18 protein-coding genes are annotated in these 21,922 nt (G+C 57.8%); 11 read left to right on the top strand and 7 right to left on the bottom strand.

Going from position 1 to position 21,922, the window contains the following annotated elements; translation table 11 throughout:
* The first annotated feature begins 602 nt into the window (after positions 1 to 602).
* The 4 genes from HXS65_RS16015 (at position 603) to HXS65_RS16030 (ending at position 7,100) form a co-directional block, all read left to right on the top strand.
* Positions 603 to 4,583, top strand: coding sequence for an S-layer family protein (locus tag HXS65_RS16015; protein ID WP_176494363.1), 3,981 nt, complete (start codon positions 603 to 605; stop codon positions 4,581 to 4,583).
* Between the two features lie 334 nt (positions 4,584 to 4,917).
* Entirely contained in the window at positions 4,918 to 5,250 is a 333-nt protein-coding gene (locus tag HXS65_RS16020) for a hypothetical protein (RefSeq protein WP_176494364.1), read from the top strand.
* Positions 5,251 to 5,583: 333 nt separating this feature from the next.
* A complete protein-coding gene (locus HXS65_RS16025) occupies positions 5,584 to 6,132 on the top strand; it encodes a methylenetetrahydrofolate reductase C-terminal domain-containing protein (RefSeq protein WP_176494365.1) in 549 nt (182 codons plus the stop codon).
* Positions 6,129 to 7,100, top strand: a complete 972-nt coding sequence (locus HXS65_RS16030) for a methylenetetrahydrofolate reductase (protein WP_176494366.1) — start codon at positions 6,129 to 6,131, stop codon at positions 7,098 to 7,100. Before HXS65_RS16025 ends, HXS65_RS16030 begins: the two co-directional genes overlap by 4 nt.
* Before the next feature lie 171 nt (positions 7,101 to 7,271).
* Here the strand turns inward: HXS65_RS16030 and HXS65_RS16035 are convergent, their stop codons facing one another.
* From HXS65_RS16035 to HXS65_RS16055, 5 genes are all read right to left on the bottom strand, one after another.
* Positions 7,272 to 7,706: a hypothetical protein gene (locus tag HXS65_RS16035; protein ID WP_176494367.1), complete on the bottom strand. Its 435-nt coding sequence runs from the start codon at positions 7,704 to 7,706 to the stop codon at positions 7,272 to 7,274.
* Between the two features lie 108 nt (positions 7,707 to 7,814).
* Positions 7,815 to 8,333, bottom strand: a complete 519-nt coding sequence (locus HXS65_RS16040) for a hypothetical protein (RefSeq protein WP_176494368.1) — start codon at positions 8,331 to 8,333, stop codon at positions 7,815 to 7,817.
* Between the two features lie 461 nt (positions 8,334 to 8,794).
* A complete protein-coding gene (locus HXS65_RS16045) occupies positions 8,795 to 10,678 on the bottom strand; it encodes a heparinase II/III family protein (protein ID WP_176494369.1) in 1,884 nt (627 codons plus the stop codon).
* Positions 10,679 to 11,008: 330 nt separating this feature from the next.
* On the bottom strand, positions 11,009 to 11,587 hold the full coding sequence (locus tag HXS65_RS16050) for an acyltransferase (protein WP_176494370.1): 579 nt from the start codon (positions 11,585 to 11,587) through the stop codon (positions 11,009 to 11,011).
* A gap of 116 nt (positions 11,588 to 11,703) precedes the next feature.
* A complete protein-coding gene (locus HXS65_RS16055) occupies positions 11,704 to 13,485 on the bottom strand; it encodes a transporter (protein WP_084208264.1) in 1,782 nt (593 codons plus the stop codon).
* A 711-nt stretch (positions 13,486 to 14,196) separates the two neighbouring features.
* On the opposite strand from HXS65_RS16055, the gene HXS65_RS16060 reads away from it, so the two are divergent.
* From HXS65_RS16060 to HXS65_RS16080, 5 genes are all read left to right on the top strand, one after another.
* Positions 14,197 to 15,366: a TauD/TfdA family dioxygenase gene (locus tag HXS65_RS16060; RefSeq protein ID WP_176494371.1), complete on the top strand. Its 1,170-nt coding sequence runs from the start codon at positions 14,197 to 14,199 to the stop codon at positions 15,364 to 15,366.
* Positions 15,366 to 15,965: an HD domain-containing protein gene (locus HXS65_RS16065; RefSeq protein WP_176494372.1), complete on the top strand. Its 600-nt coding sequence runs from the start codon at positions 15,366 to 15,368 to the stop codon at positions 15,963 to 15,965. The genes HXS65_RS16060 and HXS65_RS16065 overlap by 1 nt, the downstream gene beginning before the upstream one ends.
* A 261-nt stretch (positions 15,966 to 16,226) precedes the next feature.
* Positions 16,227 to 16,553, top strand: a complete 327-nt coding sequence (locus HXS65_RS16070) for a gamma-glutamylcyclotransferase family protein (protein WP_077373980.1) — start codon at positions 16,227 to 16,229, stop codon at positions 16,551 to 16,553.
* 124 nt (positions 16,554 to 16,677) lie between these two features.
* Positions 16,678 to 17,154: a GFA family protein gene (locus HXS65_RS16075; protein WP_176494373.1), complete on the top strand. Its 477-nt coding sequence runs from the start codon at positions 16,678 to 16,680 to the stop codon at positions 17,152 to 17,154.
* A 234-nt stretch (positions 17,155 to 17,388) separates the two neighbouring features.
* Positions 17,389 to 18,357 (top strand): LysR substrate-binding domain-containing protein, encoded by a 969-nt coding sequence (locus HXS65_RS16080; RefSeq protein ID WP_141392023.1) that lies wholly within the window; start codon positions 17,389 to 17,391, stop codon positions 18,355 to 18,357.
* Positions 18,358 to 18,383: 26 nt separating this feature from the next.
* Here HXS65_RS16080 and HXS65_RS16085 read toward each other — a convergent pair whose 3' ends face one another.
* On the bottom strand, positions 18,384 to 19,259 hold the full coding sequence (locus HXS65_RS16085; RefSeq protein ID WP_176494374.1) for a LysR family transcriptional regulator: 876 nt from the start codon (positions 19,257 to 19,259) through the stop codon (positions 18,384 to 18,386).
* A 221-nt stretch (positions 19,260 to 19,480) separates the two neighbouring features.
* On the opposite strand from HXS65_RS16085, the gene HXS65_RS16090 reads away from it, so the two are divergent.
* The gene (locus tag HXS65_RS16090) at positions 19,481 to 19,999 is read left to right on the top strand and encodes a lactoylglutathione lyase family protein (RefSeq protein ID WP_176494375.1); all 519 of its coding nucleotides are present in this window, start codon (positions 19,481 to 19,483) and stop codon (positions 19,997 to 19,999) included.
* Positions 20,000 to 20,290: 291 nt separating this feature from the next.
* A complete protein-coding gene (locus HXS65_RS16095) occupies positions 20,291 to 20,986 on the top strand; it encodes a haloacid dehalogenase type II (RefSeq protein ID WP_176494376.1) in 696 nt (231 codons plus the stop codon).
* Between the two features lie 149 nt (positions 20,987 to 21,135).
* On the opposite strand, the gene HXS65_RS16100 is transcribed toward HXS65_RS16095, so the two are convergent.
* Positions 21,136 to 21,885, bottom strand: a complete 750-nt coding sequence (locus tag HXS65_RS16100; protein ID WP_176494361.1) for an IclR family transcriptional regulator — start codon at positions 21,883 to 21,885, stop codon at positions 21,136 to 21,138.
* Positions 21,886 to 21,922: the final 37 nt, after the last annotated feature.

Genomic DNA, 21,922 nt, shown 5'->3' on the forward strand with positions numbered 1-21,922 from the left:
CAGCAACGTTCAGCTGGTCATCACCGACGGCGAAGGTGGCTCCGTCACCGTCGACCCCGCCGATATCACCGTCTTGGGCACCACTCTGACTGTCGCTGGCCAGAATCTGTCTGGCCTCGCCGAGGGCGAGTTGACCGCCACCCTGACGGTCACTGACGACGCCGGCAACGACAACAGCTTCACAGCGGATAGCGTCAAAGACACCGCTGCGCCGACCACCACCATCAGCATCACTGGCATCAGTGAAGACACCGGTACCGCGGATGACTTCATTACCAGCGACAATGACGGCNCGATATCACCGTCTTGGGCACCACTCTGACTGTCGCTGGCCAGAATCTGTCTGGCCTCGCCGAGGGCGAGCTGACCGCCACCCTGACGGTCACTGACGACGCCGGCAACGACAACAGCTTCACAGCGGATAGCGTCAAAGACACCGCTGCGCCGACCACCAACATCAGCATCACTGGCATCAGTGAGGACACCGGTACCGCGGGCGACTTCATCACCAGCGACAATGATGGCCTGACGATCTCTGCCACACTGGATGCGCCGCTGGCCGAGGGCGAGACCCTGCAGTACAGCAGCGATGGCACCACNTCTTGGGCACCACTCTGACTGTCGCTGGCCAGAATCTGTCTGGCCTCGCCGAGGGCGAGCTGACCGCCACCCTGACGGTCACTGACGACGCCGGCAACGACAACAGCTTCACAGCGGATAGCGTCAAAGACACCGCTGCGCCGACCACCACCATCAGCATCACTGGCATCAGTGAAGACACCGGTACCGCGGATGACTTCATTACCAGCGACAATGACGGCCTGACCATCACGGCCTCCCTGACTGCGCCGCTGGCCGCAGATGAGACCCTGCAGTACAGCACCGATGGCACCACCTGGATCGACATCCCCGATGCCAGCGTGACAGGCACTGCGGTCAGCTACGACAGCGGCCTCACCGAGTCCGCCACCGTGCAGCTCCGTGTGCAGGATGCCGCCGGCAACACAGGTCCAGCGACCTCGCAGGATATCGTGATCGATACGACCGCGCCGTCAGCAGCGGATAACTCCATCGATTTCGTGGATGGTGGAGACGAAACGCTGAGTCTTGATGAGATCACCAGCGTTCAGCTGACAGGGGCAGTGGAAGATGGCATCGATAGTGACGATGTCGTGATTACCATCACCGATAGCGAGAGTGGCTCCATTACCGTCGACACGGCGGATATCACCGTCACTGATGGAGTCATCAGTACCGTCGGACAAGATCTATCCGGGCTGGCAGAAGGTGAGCTGACAGTGACCATGAGTGTCACTGATGAAGCAGGAAACACGACAGACTTCGTTGATACCACCACCAAGGACACCACTGCGACGCTTGGTACAGGTAGCACTGCTGTCACCGAGGATGCACTGACAACAGAGACGGTCGAATCTACTCAGACAGTTGAACCAGCTGCCTTTACCTTCAGCTTCGCAAGATTTGCCGCCCTGCCCGCCACTGAAGATGACAGCGATATAGAAGAAACGACATCAAGCGGGCAGCTGACGTATACAAACGTGTCTCGTGATGCCAGCTTCGCCCTGGTGGCGCCTGCGGATACGACACTGAGCCAGGACGGAACTGATCTCGAGTGGGTGCTGAGCGAAGATGGCCAGACACTGCAGGCAGTGAATCCAGATTCCGCCGAGACAGTGCTGCAGATCACCATTGATGACGCCGGAAATTATGACACCGAGCTGTTCTCGACCCTGGATCACACGCTGCAAGGCGAAGACAGCCTGAACTTCTCTGTCGGCGTCACGCTGACGGATGGCGACGATATCCTGACCAGCGATATCAGCGTCAAGGTGGTGGATGATGTGCCTGAGGTCACCAGCTATCAGTACGAGGAAGTGACAGCGGGTGCTGCGGCCGTCAGCGGCAATCTGCTCGAGACCGCTGGTTTCGGCGCGGATGGCGGTTACATCAACAGCGTCACGTTTGAAGGCGTCACCTTCACCATTGCTGAAGACGCAACGGATGGCTATACCCTCAGTACCGCTGGCACCTCAGAGATCATCGATCTCGCGTCTGATGTGGCAATCACTGATGGCGTACTTTCCATCACGACGTTGCTGGGCGAGACATTCGAGATCAACCTGGTAGACGGTTCATATGATTACGAGTACACGGGCGTATTGGATATTGTTTCACCTGAGAATAGTGCGCCTTCAGCCAATGTAGCTGATACCGGTGGTTTGCTGGGGATCGTAGACGTAGAAGCGCTTGGCCTACTCGATCTTGCGGGAACACAGGACCTGAGCGTCAGCGATGTCGACAACAATATTGAACAAGTGGAAATCACTACCCAAGGGCTTCTGAATATCAGCAGTGATTCACCCAATGTGACAATCGGCTTCTCCCAAGAATTGGCAGATGAATTTGGGCTCAACGCAGAACTTGTCAGTACGGGCATAAATATAACAATTCCACTAGTTGGTACGATCTCCATCCTAGGAGAATCCACCCTGACAGTCACTGCAATGGATGGCGGTACTATTGATCAACAACAGCTGAACGAATTCCTGGCAACGGTGACTTTGACCTCAGACGATGTGCTGGATGTAGATCTGCTGGGCTCTACCACCATGACCGTCAAGGATAGTGATGGTGCATCGGACACCAGTTCAGTGGGCGATCTCTTGGGCCTCACGCTACTGGACGGTGAAGACAGCGGTGCCAGTGCGAATATCATCGATGGAGTTCAGGATGCCACTGGAGAAGATGCCAACGAGATACTTGATGTGCCTACCGAAAGTGCTCGCCTCTATGGATACGGTGGCAATGACACCATCATCGGCAGCAGCGAAGCCGATATCCTGCGCGGCGGTGCCGATGACGACATCATGGATGGTGGTGCCGGCAGTGATCTGATGATAGGCGGTACCGGCAATGACACCATGACCGGTGGCGATGGTGTCGATATCTTCCGCTGGGAGGAGGGTGATCAAGGAACGACCGCTGCGCCTTCTGATGACGTCATTACAGACTTCAACGTCAACGCGCTGACAGATGCCGACAACCCGGGTGACATCATCGATCTGTCGCGACTGTTGCAGGGCGAGGGCTATGTCACCTCTGAACTCAACAATCTCTCAAGCTATCTGGCCTTTGAACTGGTGGGAGCAGATACCGTGCTGTCGATCAGCAGCGCGGGAGCATTCACGGGTGAAGAGACCGATACCGGGCTTGTGGATCAGACCATCACCTTCGAGGGTGTGAATCTGTTCGAGACTGGCGAGGACAGCGCCGATCTGATCGCACGATTGTTGGAAGAAGGCAAGCTGCTGGTCGATGAGGCCACGTCGTCCACCGTGCTGGGGGACATCTCACGCGAAATCGAGGTCAATGCGATCGATGGGGACGGAGATACGGCACAGGGAGATCTGGTCTTCGCGGCAGATGCACCGACGATCGTCGAGACCTCGAACTCCGCGCCGACGGTGGCTGGCTCCAGCCAGCAACTCCTTGGCCTGGTGGGTCTGGACGCCCTGGGCATTCTTGATCTGTCGCAGAATGATCTCTACGTGGCGGATGTCGATGGCAACTTGACCAGTGTGACCGTTTCCTTCGAGCCACTGGTCAACGTGGATCTCAGCAGTCTACTGAGCGCACCGGAGTTATCCGTCAACACGGCTCTGGCAGAGGAATTCGGGCTCTCGATCGAGACTACCAGCAGTGCTGGTCTGCTGGGCCTTGTCGCAGCTGAAGCCTCCATCACCATCACGTCAACTGACGGAGGCACGATTGACAACCTGCAGATCAATGAGCTTCTGAGCACACTGGACTTCAATCAAAGCGACCTCGTTAGCCTGAGTTTGCTTGACTACCTGTCCATCAGTGCAACGGACAGCGAAGGCGCCACGACCACCCAGGCTCTGGGATCACTATTGGATGCCAACCTGCTCGACAGTGCGGAAGGCAGTACGGTATTCATCGATGACGAGGCCGCAGATGTCATTGATGCAAGTACCGCAAGTGACGATGTCAATCTCTACGGACTGGATGGGGATGACACTCTGACGGGCGGTTCTGGCAACGACCTGATCCGTGGTGGTGATGGCGATGACATTCTTGTCGGTGGAAGCGGCGATGACCTGCTGTTTGGTGAAGCTGGCGACAACAGCTTCGACGGTGGCCTGGGCGATGACACCATCGTCACCTCGACACTGACGTTCGATATCGATGGCGGGCTCGGTACGGATACCGTGCAGTTCGATGGCACCGGAGAAAGCATCGATCTGAGCGCATTGCTGGCGACTGATTCCGGCACCAGCGAGATGCTCAATATCGAAGTGCTCGATATCAGTGATAGCAGTGAAAGTGGGACGACGCTGACACTGGATGCCGATACGGTGCTCAACCTCACTGATGACGAGGATGTGCTGCGTATCGAAGGTGACAGCAACGATACAGTCGAGGCTGACGGTGCAGAAATGGTCGGCCAGGAAGTGATCAACGGCGCGACCTATGATACCTACGCGCTGGGGTCTGCCACGCTGTATATCGATCAGGATGTTTCAGTCACGACCAACGCTTGAGGCATGAATAGGCGAAACAGCCGTCCGATATCGGGCGGCTGTTTCGTTTACCCGTGCCCATATCAGAGTATCGACCATGAAGCCTGGTCAGCGTGGAATCTCGAGTCTTCCAATGAGTGTGACATTGTCGCTGAGCGACCGGTTCCTCTAGCGAGCCGTCATCGCACAGAGCGTTGTCGCACCCTGCTGGAACTCGTCAAGTCCCGATGACCTGCATGCCTTTAACACTCAAGAAAATAGCTGGACGCTTTACCAGAAACCATTCTGAGACATCGTGATTCATGGATTGAATAATAGAGGCCGAGCATTAGCGCTTCAGAACCTGGACAAGTTCATGGCAGAAATGACCATCATTACACTGCACGGAAGCCCTTCCGATTGCCACAATACGCCCTTGGCATTGACGCCAAGCGAAAATGGATTCACGTTGATATTGGCCGGAACACAGACGAATACCTTTTTCGTGATCGTTCAACGTATTGGAGTCACCGTCACGACAATAGAGGTCGCTCGACAGTGCTACGCCGAGCTCCTGGTCCACCTGATCGATCAGCACATTCGCTACAGTTCGAATATCAGTACAGAAGAACTCAAGTCCTATATCACTCTAAAGGCAAGTGATCATTCATCACGAACTCCCCTCCTCGATGACTTTCTCGCCCCCTGAGCCAATCCATTCATTGAGCGTCAGACAGATATCCCGGCATCCCATTGATATGCCTCCTTGTCAGGAGATTCAGGGAGAAAGGCCGCATTTCAGGGATGGCGTGACGACCACCTCCTGAAAATTGCCTGATGCCTCCAGATTTTAGTCTTGAAGCGTCAACTCCTCACTAAGACCTGTCTTCACGGCTTGAGCACATGCCAAGACGGCACAACCGACACAGTGGTGTCGCCAGACCTGAAAAACCCGCCTATGCCTGTAATGCCTATTGGGTTGCTACATTCACATGCCAGCTTGCCATGAGGACGTGCGAAGATAGGCAAACCTCATGGCGTCATGCAGATCAACGTGACCGGCTCCCTTACTGCCCTGCATGCATGTCCAAGCCTTCACCTGAAAGATTTCTTGCAGGAGACATCCTTGTATTCGATTCGTCTGTGGGCCGCACATCACGCGCGACTGCTGGAGCTCACCTATCGGGCCATCGAGCCGGTGATCATCAAATTGCATCCGCTATGGAAATCCGTGGGCTACGCACGTGCAGAGAAGCCCGTTGCCAGGCTGGAACAAGCCTGCAAGGGCTTGCTATTTGATTGTCAGATGTGTGGCCAATGCATTCTGAGTTCGACCGGCATGTCCTGCTCCATGAACTGCCCCAAGAATCTGCGCAACGGTCCCTGCGGCGGTGTCATGCAGAATGGTAACTGTGAAGTCGAACCGGACAAGCGTTGTGTCTGGGTGGAAGCCTGGGAAGGCAGCCAGCGAATGAAGGACAGCGACGCGATCCAGGTCGTGCAGTTGCCGGTGGACCACCGCCTGCAGGGCACTTCATCCTGGCTGCGTGTGGCTCGGCAAGCCGCTGAGCGTCGAGAGAGCCTGAAATGACCTCCAGACTCACTATCCCGGACAACACCCAGGCGCCACCTGCCGAGCGCGATGGCAACGTCGGTCACCTGGAGCGAGTGCTCAGAAACGGGCAGTTCGCCGTTACCGCCGAGCTGGCGCCTCCCGACTCGGCTGACCCACAGGACGTCCATGCACGCGCGCAGCTGTTTGCCGGTCATGTGGATGCCATGAACGCCACCGATGGCTCGGGCGCCAACTGCCACATATCGAGCGTGGCGATGTGTGCCCTGCTGGCCCGCGAAGGCCATGAGACGGTGATGCAGATCTCGTGTCGTGACAGAAATCGCATCGCCATCCAGGGCGATGTGCTGGGGGCCGCGGCGCTGGGCATCCGCAACCTGCTGTGTCTGACCGGCGATGGTGTGCAGGTCGGGGATCACCCCGAGGCCAAGCCGGTGTTCGACCTCGATTCCCTGTCGCTGCTGGAAATCGTCACCGGACTGCGTGACAAGCACGCCTTCGCAAGCGGCCGGTCACTGACCGCTGCGCCCCAGGTATTTCTGGGCGCCGCCGCCAACCCCTTTGCTCCGCCCTTCGCGTTTCGCCCTCATCGTCTGGCCAAGAAGATCGCCGCCGGGGCTCAGTTCATCCAGACACAGTACTGCTTCGACCTCCCACGCTTTCAGGACTTCATGCATCGCGCTCGTGATCTGGGCCTGGTGGAAAAATGCTTCATCCTGCCCGGCGTCGGCCCGCTGGCCTCGGCACGTACCGCCGAGTGGATGCGTCGACACGTCCCCGGGGTGCATATCCCGGACCAGGTGATCGAACGCCTCAAGGGTGCCAAGAATCAAAAGGCGGAAGGCCGTGACATCTGCATCGAGATGATCCAGCAGTTGCGTGAGATCGAGGGTGTGAGTGGCGTGCATATCATGGCGCATCGTCAGGAAGCGTCTGTGCCGGAGATCATCCAGCGCGCGGGCATTCTGGGGGAACGAATGCCATGAACACCCGAACCTCATCCAACCCCTTCTCCGCAAACCCGCTGACATATGACTGATAGCGTCAGACTCCAGGAAGCTACGGGATGGATATTTGCTCGGCTAACTACGCACCACGTCCAATCCCTAAAGATGTTGCGCACAGGGTCTGGAATGGCCACGGTCTTCAATAACGTCTCATCTATTCTTGACCCAGGAAAAACGTCTTGAATCAACCTGAAGAAGATACTTGCGAATATCCTGACGGTCCTTATGGTTGGCGCGATTGAAGATGATTCTTAGCTCACTATCAATAGCCTCCTCACTCGCACCACGTTCAATCGCTTTTTCGTACCACTCATGACCGAGACTGACCTGTCCACCTTCCATATAAATTGCACCCAACAATGTGCATGGTCTGAAGTCTTTACTCATGAGCCCGTGAGCGATCATTGCTAGATCAATAGCCTCGTCTCGGTGTCCGAGGTCACGTTGTACACCACCAAATGTTGTATGAAATGCGGTTTTCATTTTTCTTGATGCCATATTTACAATATAAATAGCCTTGAGAATTTCAGCAGCTCTGAGAGATTTTCCGCATTTTCGATAGTGGCTACTGGCATTAATCGCCATCCATACATCTTGACTACGATTGAAATGTTCCTCGTAAAACCTGGCCTCTGCATGATGATAGGCTGACCTCAACTCTTTGCTGAAATAATCCCGGCCATGTGTAGAAAGTCACAGCAAATCATTTTCGAAAAGACGATTGTCTTCATCAATTCGACGCAATATATCCATCAAACGATGAAAGTCGATTTTCTCAATGTAACAGTCGATAGCATACTTGTTTCTCAGAAATCGATTTTTCATCCTGGCTTTATATTGAGGTGTCTTTTCTAGCGCCTTTCGTTTCTCCAAGGATTTTTGTTGTGCTATTCGGACACTCTCTTGTCTTGCTTCCTCTATCAACCGTGCTTCTTCTTCCTTTGCGATCCTGTCTAGCTTGGCTTTCCGTATTCTGAGAATCTGCTCTTCTTCTGCTTCTTGATGAAACTGATCAAAAGGGATGTCTTGCATGATAAATTTCTTTAGGGCCAGCAGACCCTGACTATCCAAGTATCGTAATGATAGCTGAGATATGGGTTCTCCCTGCTGAAGCCGCTCCAAGATACCAGTAATTCTGGTGGCGGGTAATTTTGTACCCGGCAAGTCATCAACATGATATTTCCGAGAAACAACTTCCCTATCGTTTGACATCCCATGTTCTCTATATATTTTCAGAACGCTGATCATAGCATTGCAGTAATGAGAACTCTACACTTCATGATCAAGAAGAGCATGCTATCCACATTATACAAAGGGCTAAATCGGAAGGAGATTTCTGATATATTACAATAACAATAGATAGTACGATTATCTTATGACCTATGACTGAATCAAGATAATCACCATACATTCATCTCTCCCTTTCAGACCAGGCCCGATGGATATCCATACACTATTTCTGCTGGTTTTTATGCCCTCCAGTAGAGAAAACAAGCCAGTACAGGAAGCTAAATTTATCCACACTGAATTGAAGCGAGTACAAACCCGGCCACTACGGATAGTCATTTATAACCTCCTTGAACAAGGACCATATTCTAGTGCCGGGACACTCAATGTGTGACAACAAAGTAGAGATTGAAAATGAATGATAACAATAGAGAAAACCTCTCCCATTAATAATCAATCAATTCCACCACCATCTCCTTACCCTCCCAGACGATACGCAACCTTCCCTCCTCCTGCTTCAGAATGACCTCCTGACTGACACAGCTGGCAAGGATGCAATGCTGTCGCTGGGCAGGAATTGTCCACGTCATGTGAGCGACATCGGGGTTTGCATCGCTGTCGATGATGATGTGCTCTTCTCGCTCTTCAGCGTAGCCATGAGTCACTTCAGGAGTCAGTTCCGGGTGGCTTTCCAGGCGCAGTCGGTAGTCACGCTGGCCTTCGCAAAGTGTTACTGCTTTGCCCTGCTCGTCGGATTGAAGGCCAGCTTTCAGTGAAGAATGCAGCTGCCACTGCACAGTAAATGGCTGCTGACTTGAGAGGTCATCAAATATCACGATGCCGACACCTTCCAATAACACGATGGTGCGTACATAGCGGATATCACCTATATAGGCAGCGCTCAAGTCCAGCCGATGAGCCACCATTCCACCCGTTCGGGTACTCGAGATAACGCGAGCTATCGCTGCTGGATCATCCAGAGACTGCGCCACTCCATCGATCAATGGCACGTTGTGGGCAAGTGAGGTGCGCGTCCATTCACGGTGATGCTGGCTGCCGAAAGCATAACCGTAACTTCCTGTGGGACATAAAACGGAGCGACCAGTATCGATGAAACTCACATTGCCTTGATCACCATGGCGGTGAGAGCTGTTGCCGAAGGGGCTGCAGCGGTAGCGCAGCTCCAGCTTGCCGAAACGATCGAGACCATGCCCGGCATGCGGGTAGAAAGCATGACGGGAGTCATCAGGAGACTTATGCCGAGATCCTGTCTGCTGCTCACTACGTTCGTGTGCAAGACGTATCTGATCCAGCGTCGGGATGACATCCAGCAGATGCAGAGCATGGATCTCGATCGACTCTTCCAGCTGACGGCTCTTATGCATATCGTCCCGGCTGCCAAAACGCTGGGCGTAGATCCGCAGCGGATTCTGAGCGAAGAACCCTGGCCACTCTTTGCCATCGGCATAACACCAGAAACCATCTCCGAAGGGATGCAGGTCATTGTCCGTCACGACGAAGTCGCGGCAGTACGTCAGATAGTTGACGTAGAAGGGATGCTGATAGAACGAGAAGCCGGATAACCGCTCCACCGCAAGAAAGAACGGATGAAACCACTTGGTATAGGAAGACGAATAGAAGGCACCCTCTGCCCATCCGCCATCCGCACTGCCATAGAACGGCAATACGCCTCGATAGAGGTCGAGCGCACACTGCAACCACTGCGTGCACCTGGTGCGGTCGTGTTCCTTGTGCAGCACCAGCGCTGCCACACCGAGATAGGCTGGCAACCGCGACGTATGTGAATGACCGGGATATTGCACGAAGTCATCCTGCTCGAGACGATGCATCATCTGCTCGGCGACACGTACCAGCAGCGCTCGGGCAAAGGAACGCTCTCCATCCGCCAGCAGCGGCGTCAGCCAGTGATAGGCCAGGAAGACATTTCGCGCCAGAGACAACCCGACCTCATCACCCCACTGGCAAGGTCTCTCCAGGGTGGCAGGGCCATCCGTGCTCCATTCCGCCAACGTGAGCAATCGCTCGACGGCAGCCTCGCCTGCCGCGACATCCCCCTCGATGCGATAGAGCAGGCACAGTGCCATCAGGTCACGATCCACCCATTCGCGTATCCGATGGATGGCCAGACGCTTGTAACGTTCACGCCCCCGGCGATGGTGGTCAGGATATTCCGGCAACCCGTTATCCAGCGCGACTCTGGCTGTCGCCCGCATACGGGGAATATCCTCGGCAGCGGCCTGCTTCACCAGTGGAAGGTCGGCATCGAGATACAGCATCCATTGCGTCTGTGCTTCGCAGGCGGCAAACAAGACTTCTGCACGTGGCGGGAGATACTCAGGCTCTCGGCCGGTCAGGGTGAACTCGACCCACTGCGAGCTTTCCCCCATCTCGTCAGTGACACGCCACCGATATCCCCCGACCTCGAGGATATCCTCAAGAAGCACCGGGGAGGTGACCTGCTCACGACAGAGTGAGTCTCCCGATTCCGTCCTCACCAGCTCAAAGGTGTAGACGCTGTCGGTCGTGGCCATTGGCCAGGTAAAAGCGGGCGGGTTGGTACAGGCCGGCAGTGACTCGCAGGGCGAGAGGAAGACCTGAAAATCGTGATCTCGTGTCAACAGCAGCATCCAGCCTCTCCTTCAGATCCAATGATATTCGCCGGTGTCACGGTCAATATGACCAATCTGACGCGCTGGCATACCAGCGAAGATGGCATAGTCCGGCACATCGCTCGTGACCACGGAGTTGGCACAGATCAGGCAACAACGGCCCAGCACGCACCCAGGTGTCACGACCACGCCAGAGGTCAACCACGCGCCATGCTGGATGATGACGCGACCTTTCACCTCATCCGAGCGATCACTGAAACGGTCATCCCGTGGAGAATATTGATGGTTGGAGGCCACGATCGAGACATTGGGGCCGATGAGTACATGCGGATAGATGGTGACATCCCCATTGATGTAAGCCTGTAGGCCGATATAGACCTGCTCATGAATGGCACTCCTATCATGAGGGCGCACGATGGCTCCCGGCGCAATGCGGATGCCCTCTCCTGTGAATCCCAGGATACGGGCGCGTGCCTGGTCATCCTCGCGGTTGTTGCTCGCCTGTAGATAGAGCGTGAACTTCTCGAACTCTTCCTCGCTCAAGATGCCGCCATGCCGGGCCTGAACCGATGGCGTGGCGTGAATGGCGGACCTAGGTCGCTCGGGCATGATGGCTCCTGATGGAACATGACGGTTTTCGGGTCGAGTCACTCAGCATGGGAGAACATGGGAAAAGAAGACATCCTCTCCCCCATGCTGGTAACAGTCACTTGCTGTCCAAGGGGTTACGAATGAGAAGGCCGATATGCTGCTTTTTGTACCTTTTCCTGACCGAACCGATTCATGAAGAAGCCCAGGATGCCTAGAATCGCGGCGATGCTGACAAAGATGAGACGTCCCGTCATCTCGTTGGGCACCAGCACCAGCAGCAGGACACCCAAGGCTGAGGCCATCAGCAATTTCCCCAACAGCTGGTAGGGCTGACGATCCAGCTCGAGTGTCTCGGCAGTATCCTCGGACACCACCGGGGTATCCACGTTGTCGAAGAACCGGGCGATCTCCGCGGCACGTTCAGCCGAGGGCACCTTGTAGAAGAGTGTGGTGAGCAGGAAGAACGGCAACGTGATCAACATGTGTGCCCCTACCCCGAGGGTGACTGACTTGAGTTCGGCGAACTCGCGTGCCTCCATCGGCTCGGACATGCCCATCACGGACTGCACAAGCTCCGGCGTGACACCGAAGGCGATGATGGCCGACACGCACATACCGACCAAGATGGTGCCCCAGCCGGCCCAGTCAGGCGTCTTGCGTACGAAGAAGCAGAGAATGGCGGGGATCAGCAATGGGAACCCGACCAGAGTACCGACGATCATCATGGCATCGAACAGCCCGAACTCCTGCAGCGTGGTCAAGAACAGTCCCGCGCCGATCACGATCAACCCGAACATCGCCGTGAATATCTTGCCTGCCAGCATCAGCTTGCGTTCATCACCGTCCTTGCAGAAATATGGCTCATACACACTCTTCACCAGAATCCCGGCATTGCGATTGAGGGCGGAGTCCATGGACGACATGGTGGCCGCGAACATCGCCGAGAGCATCAGTCCCACCATGCCCAGGGGAAGCTCGCGCTTGACGAAGATGTAATAGGCCGCGTCCGCCTGATTGCTGCCGAGATCTGCCAGCCCCCAGCTGGCCGGGTCAGGGTAATTCCCAGCCACATACCACGCGGGAAGAAACCAGATACTGGTGCCGAAGAGCGTCAGGCCACAGGCAAGCAGTGCTGCCTTACGCGCATGACGCGTGTCCTTGGCGGCCACATAGCGATAGGAATCGATCATGTTGTTGGTACTGAAGAACTGTTTCACGAAGATGCAGATGAACCAGCCGACGAACAGATATCCATAACTGTACCCATCCCCGAGGAAAGCATGCTCCGGCAGGCCTCGGCTCATCAGATTCTCCACGCCGCCCGACTTGACGACCGCCACCACCGCCGCGACGAAGGTCATCACCGTCAATAGCACCATCTGCAGAAAATCGGAGGCGATGACCGCCCAGCTGCCACCGACCAGGGACATGAACAGGACAACGAAGCCAGCCCCTGCCACGGTCTGCTCGATGGGGATATCCAGCACGGCACTGACGAAGACAGAGAGGCCATTGAGCCAGATGGCAGCCTGCATCACGTTGAGCGGCACATTCGCCCAGGTGAAGACCTGCTCGTTGACGCGACCGAAGCGCAGGCGAATCCCCTGGATGGGGCTGACCACTCGCATCTGCCGAGCCTTGGCGGCAAAGAAGAGGTAGTTGATGAAATACCCCGTGGCATTGGCCACGAAGACGATGACGATGGAGATCCCGCCCGTCAGCGCCTTGCCCATCAGTCCGGTGAAGGTCATGGCACTCAGCGACATCATGAATGCCGTGGCGCCGACCATCCACCACGGCATGCGACCGCCACCTCGGAAATAATCGTTTGTCGAACGAGTCGCGGAGCGATAGAGCCACCCCAGCAACATTAGAAATGCAAAATATACCAAGACGATCAATATATCGATGCTCATCTTGTGCCTCTTGTATTTATTTGGCGTATGGCGTGCAGAGATGAAGCGCCGTGCCGCGGCAGGGCACTCCGATGACTTCCGGTCTTAAGGGGGGGCAGTGCGTAACTCATCACCTGACGAGCACTTTTCGAGCAGGACCCCGTGGCGTCACGCCTCTCCTTGAACCAAGCGAATGAAATGGCGTTTCACCAAAGCTAGCAAGCACACCAAAAATATGAAATGTCGTTTTAATTCTTGTTTAATATATAAATATGTATTCATATTACGGGTTCGACAAACCATGATTACACGCAGTCAATTTCACGAAAATTCTCTTTTCGAGCACCCCGCTTAAAATACAAGTCATTGATATAGAAAAATAAAATCGCATTTATCCTTTGGTCTTACAGGAGTGATTCGCTGGATTTCTTGACACGCAAGACCTCCTATATGCGACCAATGGCATGTCAATATCATCGTCCATCGCAGCCGAGAGTCCCTGGTATGAGTGGTGGTTAAGGGAGTGCTCCCCCCCACGCCCGGCAGTCACGAGAACACGTCAACCGCCCAGTGACGTCAGCATCTTCAGGCTGAGCATTCACGTCATCTCGCCACGACTCACTCCATAAGAAAAATGCATACCCTCCGATAACACTCACCCCCTACTTAGGTCCCATGCCTCGCTCCCATAATGGCCACGATATACAACCGTGCTAATGGAGAGATGCCTGCATGTCCCTGACCAATGCCCTGTCCGACGCGCTGCCGCTGACCCTGAGCGAGTCGCCGCTGTCACTGAACCTGATCACCGCTGAAGGCCACGAGCCGGTCAGCCCGCTGTGGCTGCGCGAGCGCACCCAGGACCCGGAGCAGCTCGATGAGGTCACCACCCAGCGTCTGTTCGATTCGCATGCCATCGACGTCAATCTCGAGTTGACCGCGGCGCGCCCGGTCGATGAGACGCACGTGGAATTCACTTTCAGTGACGGGCATTGCGAGGTGTATGACCTCACCCTGCTGGCGCATGAGCTGCAGGGCATCACGCCGTTCCCCAAGGCCGAGAGCTGGGATGCGGGCATCGATCAGCAGGCGCAGCGCGTCGACTGGGAGAAGATGGGCAACAATGAGGACTTCCAGAAGGCACTGGAGGCCTATCTGCGCTTTGGCTACATCATCGTGCAGAACGTGCCGACCGATCCGGAGCGCATTCTGGAAGTGGCCGGTCACTTCGGTTACGTGAAGGACACCAACTTCGGCAGCTACTTCGAGGTGTATTCGCGCCCGACCGGCAACGATCTGGCCTATCGCAGCGTGGCACTTGGACCGCACACCGATAATCCGTATCGTGATCCGGTGCCGGGCATCCAGATGCTGCATTGCCTGGTCAACGAGACCACTGGCGGCCTGTCCACGCTGGTCGACAGCCTGAATGCGCTCAAGCAGCTCAAGGCCGAGATGCCGGAAGGCTATGAACTGCTGCGTACCACCCCGGTGGGCTTCCGCTTCCTGGATGCCGGTACCGAGCTGACCACCCGTCGCTGCGTGATTCGCGAGAATTCCGATGGTGAGCCGATCGGCGTCAACTACAGCCCGCGTCTTGATCATCTGCCGCACATGTCGCTGGAGAACACGCGCCGCTACCATCAGGCCCGTCAGCGTCTTGGACAGCTGTTCCAGGACCCGGCCAACGAGATTCGCTTCCAGCTCGAGTCCGGTGAGCTGATGATGTTCGACAACACCCGCGTGCTGCATGGCCGTACGGCGTTCGACACCAATGAGGGGCATCGTCACCTGCAGGGCTGCTACATGGACAGCGACGGCCCGCGTGAGCGCTTCGCCACGACCCTGATGCGTCAGCGTCAGCAGCAGGCACAACAAGAAAACCGTGAGGAAATGGCGTAATGGATCAGGTTTCATTCACCCAGATGAAGGACGGCACCGCAGAAGACTATGCGTTGCTCGAGCGTCTTGAGGATCAGTTCAATGAAGGGCTGGTGGAGCGCCTCAAGCTTGCCCTGCGCAAGCTCGATGATGGTCTGAGCGGCTACAAGGTCAGCCGTCTGGAGCACTCCCTGCAGTCAGCGGCACGTGCCGAAGCCGACGGTGGCGATGATGATCTCGTCGTCGCGACCCTCCTGCATGACCTGGGTGACGAGCTGGCGCCCTACAATCACTCGCAGCTGGCCGCTTCCATCGTGCGCCCCTATGTGCGTGCCGAAGTGACCTGGATCATCCACCACCATGGACTGTTCCAGAAGTTCTACTACGGTCACTTCTCCGGCGAGGACCGCAACGAGCGCGAGATCTACAAGGATCACCCCTGGTATCAGAAGTGTGTGGATTTCTGCGAGCGTTATGATCAGGCGGCCTTCGATCCGGACTATCCGACCCCGCCGCTGGAGCACTTCGAGCCGGCTCTGCGTCGCGTCTTCGCACGCAAGCCCTTCGATCCGGACGTGATCGGCGAAGAGCCCGCCGGCGGTTTCGACAGCCGCGTCTGAACGTGTGGATGGCGGGCGCATGAATCGCGCCTGACCTGCTCCACTCCTGTGCTTGACCATTGCCCCCACTGGCCCGCCCAGTGGGGGCAATGTGGTTTGTGGGCGTTGCGTTGAGCGCACCACGCCAACAGGGGGTTGAACCTCGCCACTCAGCCTTCATCATCGTGGGGCAAGGCAAGTATCCATGAAGACTGTCCCTGATGATGCGGCAGTCTCGCTCCTTGAGACGCATTCCCCCTCCCCGACCCGACAGGCAGACACATGGAACACCTCTTCATCTATGGCCCGCTGGGGCCAGGCGGACTCAACGAACATGTCATCGCCAACATCGATGGCGAATGGCGCCCGGCCTATCTGCGCGGCCGACTCGAGAACAGCGATCAGGGTACCGAGCACAACTTCCCCGGGCTGGTGGTCGACAACACGGGGCAGGTGATACGCGGCCACGTCTTTTCCTCACCGCAGCTGCCCGAGCATTGGGACGCTCTCGATGACTTCGAGGGCCCCATCTATCAGCGTCGCGTCACCACCGTCATTCTCGACGACAATCGTGAGCTCGAGGTCTATGTCTATGCGCTGGCGATGTGAGAATCTCCTGCCGGGCAGGCAGAGCGACAAGTGACAGAGCGATCCCCCTGCCTCTGGATCGCGTCACCCTCTCGGCCCCAGCCTCGCCAGCACCCTCGCCCAGGCATCACAAGGAGAATTTCTCATGCAGCTTGAAGGTTCGTGCCACTGCCAGGCCGTCACATTCCAGCTTGAGTCACCGCATCCCTACCCGTACCAGCGCTGCTACTGCTCGATCTGTCGCAAGACGGCAGGCAGCGGCGGCTACGCGATCAACCTGGCGGGCGACGCCGGCACCCTCAAGGTGGAAGGCCGCGAGCACATCTCGATCTATCACGCGGTGATCGACGGGGTCGAAAGCCCGGCGGAACGTCATTTCTGCAAGCACTGCGGCAGTGCACTGTGGCTCTACGATGCCCGCTGGCCAGAACTGATCCACCCGCAGGCGGGGGCGATAGACACCCCGCTGCCCGTGCCACCGGAGCATGTCCACATCATGCTCGACAGCAAGGCCAACTGGGTGGAAGTCCCGCACGAGGTGCGTGATGCCCATCACGCCGAGTATCCCGACGAGAGCATCGCGGCCTGGCATGCGCGAATTGCCGAGCGCGGCACTCAGTAAGCTCAGGGACGCCCTCCAACAGGAACAGGTGCGACCCTGGTCAGGATCAGGTGCGACCTCGCGCCCTGATTCGCCGGGCTGAGCGTTGATGTCACTCGCTGCGTCGCGTATAAGTGCCGCCTATACAAGGCGGCGCTCCTGCCTGATATCCGCGGTGTACGGCGTGAAGCCTCTCGCAGGCCCGGATATTCCAGGACAGGACCGCCGTGACAGTGCATCACAGCGAGGACTCCCGTGCCGGCCCGAAAGACACGCTCCCCTGCGCCAGACGATACCGCCAGCCCTCTGGATGACCTGCCCTCCCTGCGCGGGCTGGTCGCCTTTGACGTGACGGTTCGCCTGGGCTCGATGACGGCTGCGGCCAATGAGCTGGATACCACCCAGCCCACCATCTCCCAGCGCATCCGCGCGCTGGAGGAGCACCTGGGCCATCCGCTGTTCGATCGCCAGGGCGGCAGGCTGATCCTCAACCACTACGGCGAGAGCTTCCATGCCGAACTGGCAGGCGGACTTGGCCAGGTCTGCAGCGCCGTCACGGAAGCACGTCGCAAGGTGCACAAGCCGACACCGCGCATCACCATCGCCGCGGGTGCCGGCTTTGCCCACGTCTGGCTGCGCCCGCGACTGGAGCGGTTGGAGCAGGCCTTTCCGGAGTGTCACTTCACGCTGCTGCCGATCGATCGCGATGAAGACCCGCAGATGCAGCAGGCCGATATCGCGATCCGCTTCGGCCCGCCGCTGACGGGCGATCATCGCGATACGCTGGTGGTCGCGGAGCGCGCCTTTCCTGTCTGCTCCCCGGATTACGCGCGGCGTCATGGGCTGGAGAAGGGGCTGGATGCCGAGGCGCTGTCGCGCATCACGCTGCTGCATCTGGACATGCGCGATAGTCGCTGGCTGGACTGGGCCACCTGGTGTCGTCATGCGGGACTGCCGGTACCGCGTCTCGACAAGGCCTTTCCCTTCAACAACTTCCCGCTGACGCTGAACGCCGCCGTCAACCATCAGGGAGTCGCGCTGGGCTGGAGTCACGTCATTCAGGACCTGCTCGACAACGGCTCGCTGATCGCCCTGACGCCGCATATCTCGCGTGACCGTCATGGCTATCGCATGAGTGTCCGCCATCCCAACAGCGCCGTGATCCAGCCCATCACTCGCTGGTTGATGCGCGAATTCTCAGGCCTGACATTGCCTGACGCCTGACGCCCGCCCTCCTCACTCATCAGCTCTCAGAGACCGGCCTGAAGATCGCGCTGTACCCGTCTGGCGCGCGCTGACAGCGGCCACTCCGCCCGTGTAATCCACCACAGCGTATCCACCACCTCGACATCCCCGTCTGCGGGTGCCACCACCTTGATGGCCTGATGATTCTGGAAGGCCTCACGGGCATGGCGAGGCACGACACTGAAGCCCAGCCCGCAGGCCACCGGTTCCAGAATCAGGCTGATCTGATTGGTGGAGCCACTGCGCGGCAATGAGCGGACCCCCGGATTGCCCGGGAAACGCCGACTGAGCAGTCGTGACGCCATGTCCTGGCCATCGGGATGATCGATGAAGCCCAACGTCTCGAGATCGCGCCAGTCATGGATCTCGACACCCGCCGGCACCACCAGCTCAAGTGGCTCGCGGGTCAGCTCCGTCACGCTCAGGCGCGGGTCATCCGGCTTCTGGGTGACGATGCCCAGCTCGAAGTGATTCTCAAGCACTGACTCCACCACTTCGCGCGTGGGGGCGAAGCGATGATGGATATTGAGACCGGGTGACGCCTGCTGCAGCGCCAGCAAGCGGGGGTAAAGCGCCAGTCCGATGCTGCCCGGCGTGATCAGCCGAATATCCCCGTGACTGTCTTCATTGCCGGCCAGGCGCTGGGCCAGGCGCTGCTCCGCCGTCTCCATCTCGCGCGCGTAATCCAGCAACGCATGGCCGGCCGGTGTCAGCTCGAGCTTGCGAGGATGTCGAATCAACAGCTTGCCCAGCTGGGTTTCCAGATGTCGCACATGCTGGCTGACAGCGGCCTGGGTCAGATCGAGCTGCTCTGCGGTGCGCGTGAAATTGCCGACACTCACCAGAGTGCGGAAGGTACGTAACCACTGGGGTTGCAGCATGTCGGCTCCTCGTTGCGACAGTCATGGCGCCCGGGACGTGTCTGGCCTGACAGCCGGCAGTCCTGATCGGCGTCGACGCCGGTCCGCCATAACGAACTCTTATCACTATCATAACAGCTACGTAGTTTTCATTATTGCTCATGACACCCAAGATGGCATCCAACGTCACGCAGACAGTGACTGAGCCAATTCCCTTCACGACTCCCTTCACGAGGTGAATCATGAGCAGCGAAAAGCACACACCGTATCCGCGCACCTTCTCCCACATCGGCCTGTCCGTCGGTGATGTGGAAGCCGCCGTCAAGTTCTATACCGAGGTACTGGGGTGGTACGTGGTGATGGAGCCGACCACCATCACCGAAGACGACTCCGCCATCGGCGTGATGTGCAGCGATGTCTTCGGTCCGGGTTGGGGCAGCTTCCGCATCGCCCACCTGTCCACCGGTGATCGTATCGGGGTCGAGATCTTCGAATTCCCGCACCACGAGACGCCGGAGAACAACTTCGAGTACTGGAAGACCGGCATCTTCCACTTCTGCGTTCAGGACCCGGACGTCGAAGGGCTGGCCGAACGCATCGTGGCCGCCGGCGGCAAGCAGCGCATGCCGGTACGCGAGTACTTCCCGGGCGAGAAGCCGTTCCGCATGGTCTATATGGAAGACCCGTTCGGCAACATCCTCGAGGTCTACAGCCACAGCTATGAAATGACCTATGCCGCCGGTGCCTATCAGAACGACTGATCAAGCCCCAGGCAGCGATGCACGCATGAGTCGATGACCGACGCATGCGTGCATCGAACCAGCGCCCCTTGCCCCCTGTCATCAGAAGGGGCAAGGGGCTTTTTTCGTCATGGCCAGGCCCCATCACGGTCGCCTCCTGTCGATTGTTGAGCAATCATTCAAATTTGCGTAAGCTGGTAGGCAATCGATGGGCGCTACCGGGCCAGCAATGCAGGGAGACTCCTTTCACCGACATCCGCTGTACTGCCTCCCCAGGCCCACACCCCACACCCAGTCTGTCCAGGAGTGTTCATGTCCACCCCAAAGCCCGTCTCCGTTCTGGTATTCGACGTCAACGAGACCCTGCTCGACATCACCACCCTTTCACCGCTGTTCGGGCGCGTCTTCGGCGATGAAGGCGTGCTGCGTGAATGGTTCGCGCAACTGGTGCTGTATTCCCAGACCATGACGCTTGCGCATCGCTATACCCCCTTCGGTGAGCTTGGCGTGGGTACCCTGAAGATGGTCGCCGATATCCATCAGGTCACGCTCAAGGACAGCGATATCGATGAGCTCAAGTCGCGCATGGCCGAGATGCCGGCTCACCCCGACGTCGCACCGGCGCTTGAGCGCTTGAAGCAGGCCGGTTTTCGCCTGGTGACCCTGACCAACTCTCCCGCCGGTGCCTCACCGACACCGTTGGAAAAGGCCGGCATCAGCGAGGCCTTCGAGCAGCACTTCAGTGTCGGAGCCGTCGAACAGTTCAAGCCGGCGCCCGCGACCTACCAGCACGTGGCCGAGCAACTCGAGGTCAAGCTCGATGACATGTGCATGGTCGCCTGTCACGTCTGGGATACCATCGGCGCCCAGGCAGCCGGCATGCAGGGTGCACTCCTGACGCGTCCGCACAATGCCGTGCTGCCGGCAAGCAATGTCCCGACACCGGACCATGTGGCCGATGAGTTGATGACCCTGGCCGATCACCTGATCGCCACCCGACACGCCTGATCTCCCCCGCTGGTGAAAGCCGCATGACAGACACGCCACGGCGCCTACTCAAGGCCCGTGGCGTGTCCGATTCACCTCTTCCCCCGCCTCACCTCCACCTCCCTGGTGATCTGCAGCCTTCTTCTGCCCCCTGCCTCTTGTCGATGCCTTCACTCCAGTGACCGGAACGTCTTGAGCATCTCGTCACGGGTCTGGCCGAGGGCCGTCTTGATCTCGTCATGCCGGCTGGCAATGCGCCACTCCGGTCCCAGTACCGAGATGGCGTAATGCCCCTGACTGGTCTCGAGACCCATGGCGATGGCCGCGACCCCGCGGGTGTGCTCACCGGCGTCGTATGCGTATCCGCAGCGACGAATCTCCGCCAGCTGCTCGAGCAGCTCGGGCATGTTCGCGGTCTTGTCCGTGTAGGCCGTGAGCGCGGTTCCCAGCAAGTGCTTGACCTGCGCGTCCTGCAGGTGTGCCAGCAGGACCTTGCCACTGGACGTCGCGTGCAGTGAGAGGAAATTGCCGGCCATCGGCGATACCCGCAGGGGCTGCGGGGACAATACGGAATGCAGTATCAGCAACTCGTTGCCGCTCAGGCTGCAGAGCACCACCGTCTCCTCGGTGGTGACACTCAAGGCTTCCAGAAATGACTTGGCGTGCGTGGTGATGTCGAGCTGGCTATGCCGCGCCAGTCGCATCAAGGCAGACCCCAGCCGGATACCGCCATGCCCATGAATCTCCAGCAGATCCTCCTGCGCCAGCGCGTCCACCAGCCGCTTGACGGTGGAGCGCGGCAGCTCACTGCGCTGCGCGATCTCCCCCAGACTCATGCCCCGCTCATTGCCTTCCAGGCTCTTGAGAATCGCCGCGACCCTGGCCACGACCTGTACGCCACCGCCTTCACGTGTGGTCAAGTCACATCTCCTTAACAAGCTAACTACTTGCTCAACA

This window comes from Cobetia sp. 5-25-4-2 (genome assembly GCF_013374075.1).
In the GTDB taxonomy this organism is placed as follows: domain Bacteria; phylum Pseudomonadota; class Gammaproteobacteria; order Pseudomonadales; family Halomonadaceae; genus Cobetia; species Cobetia marina.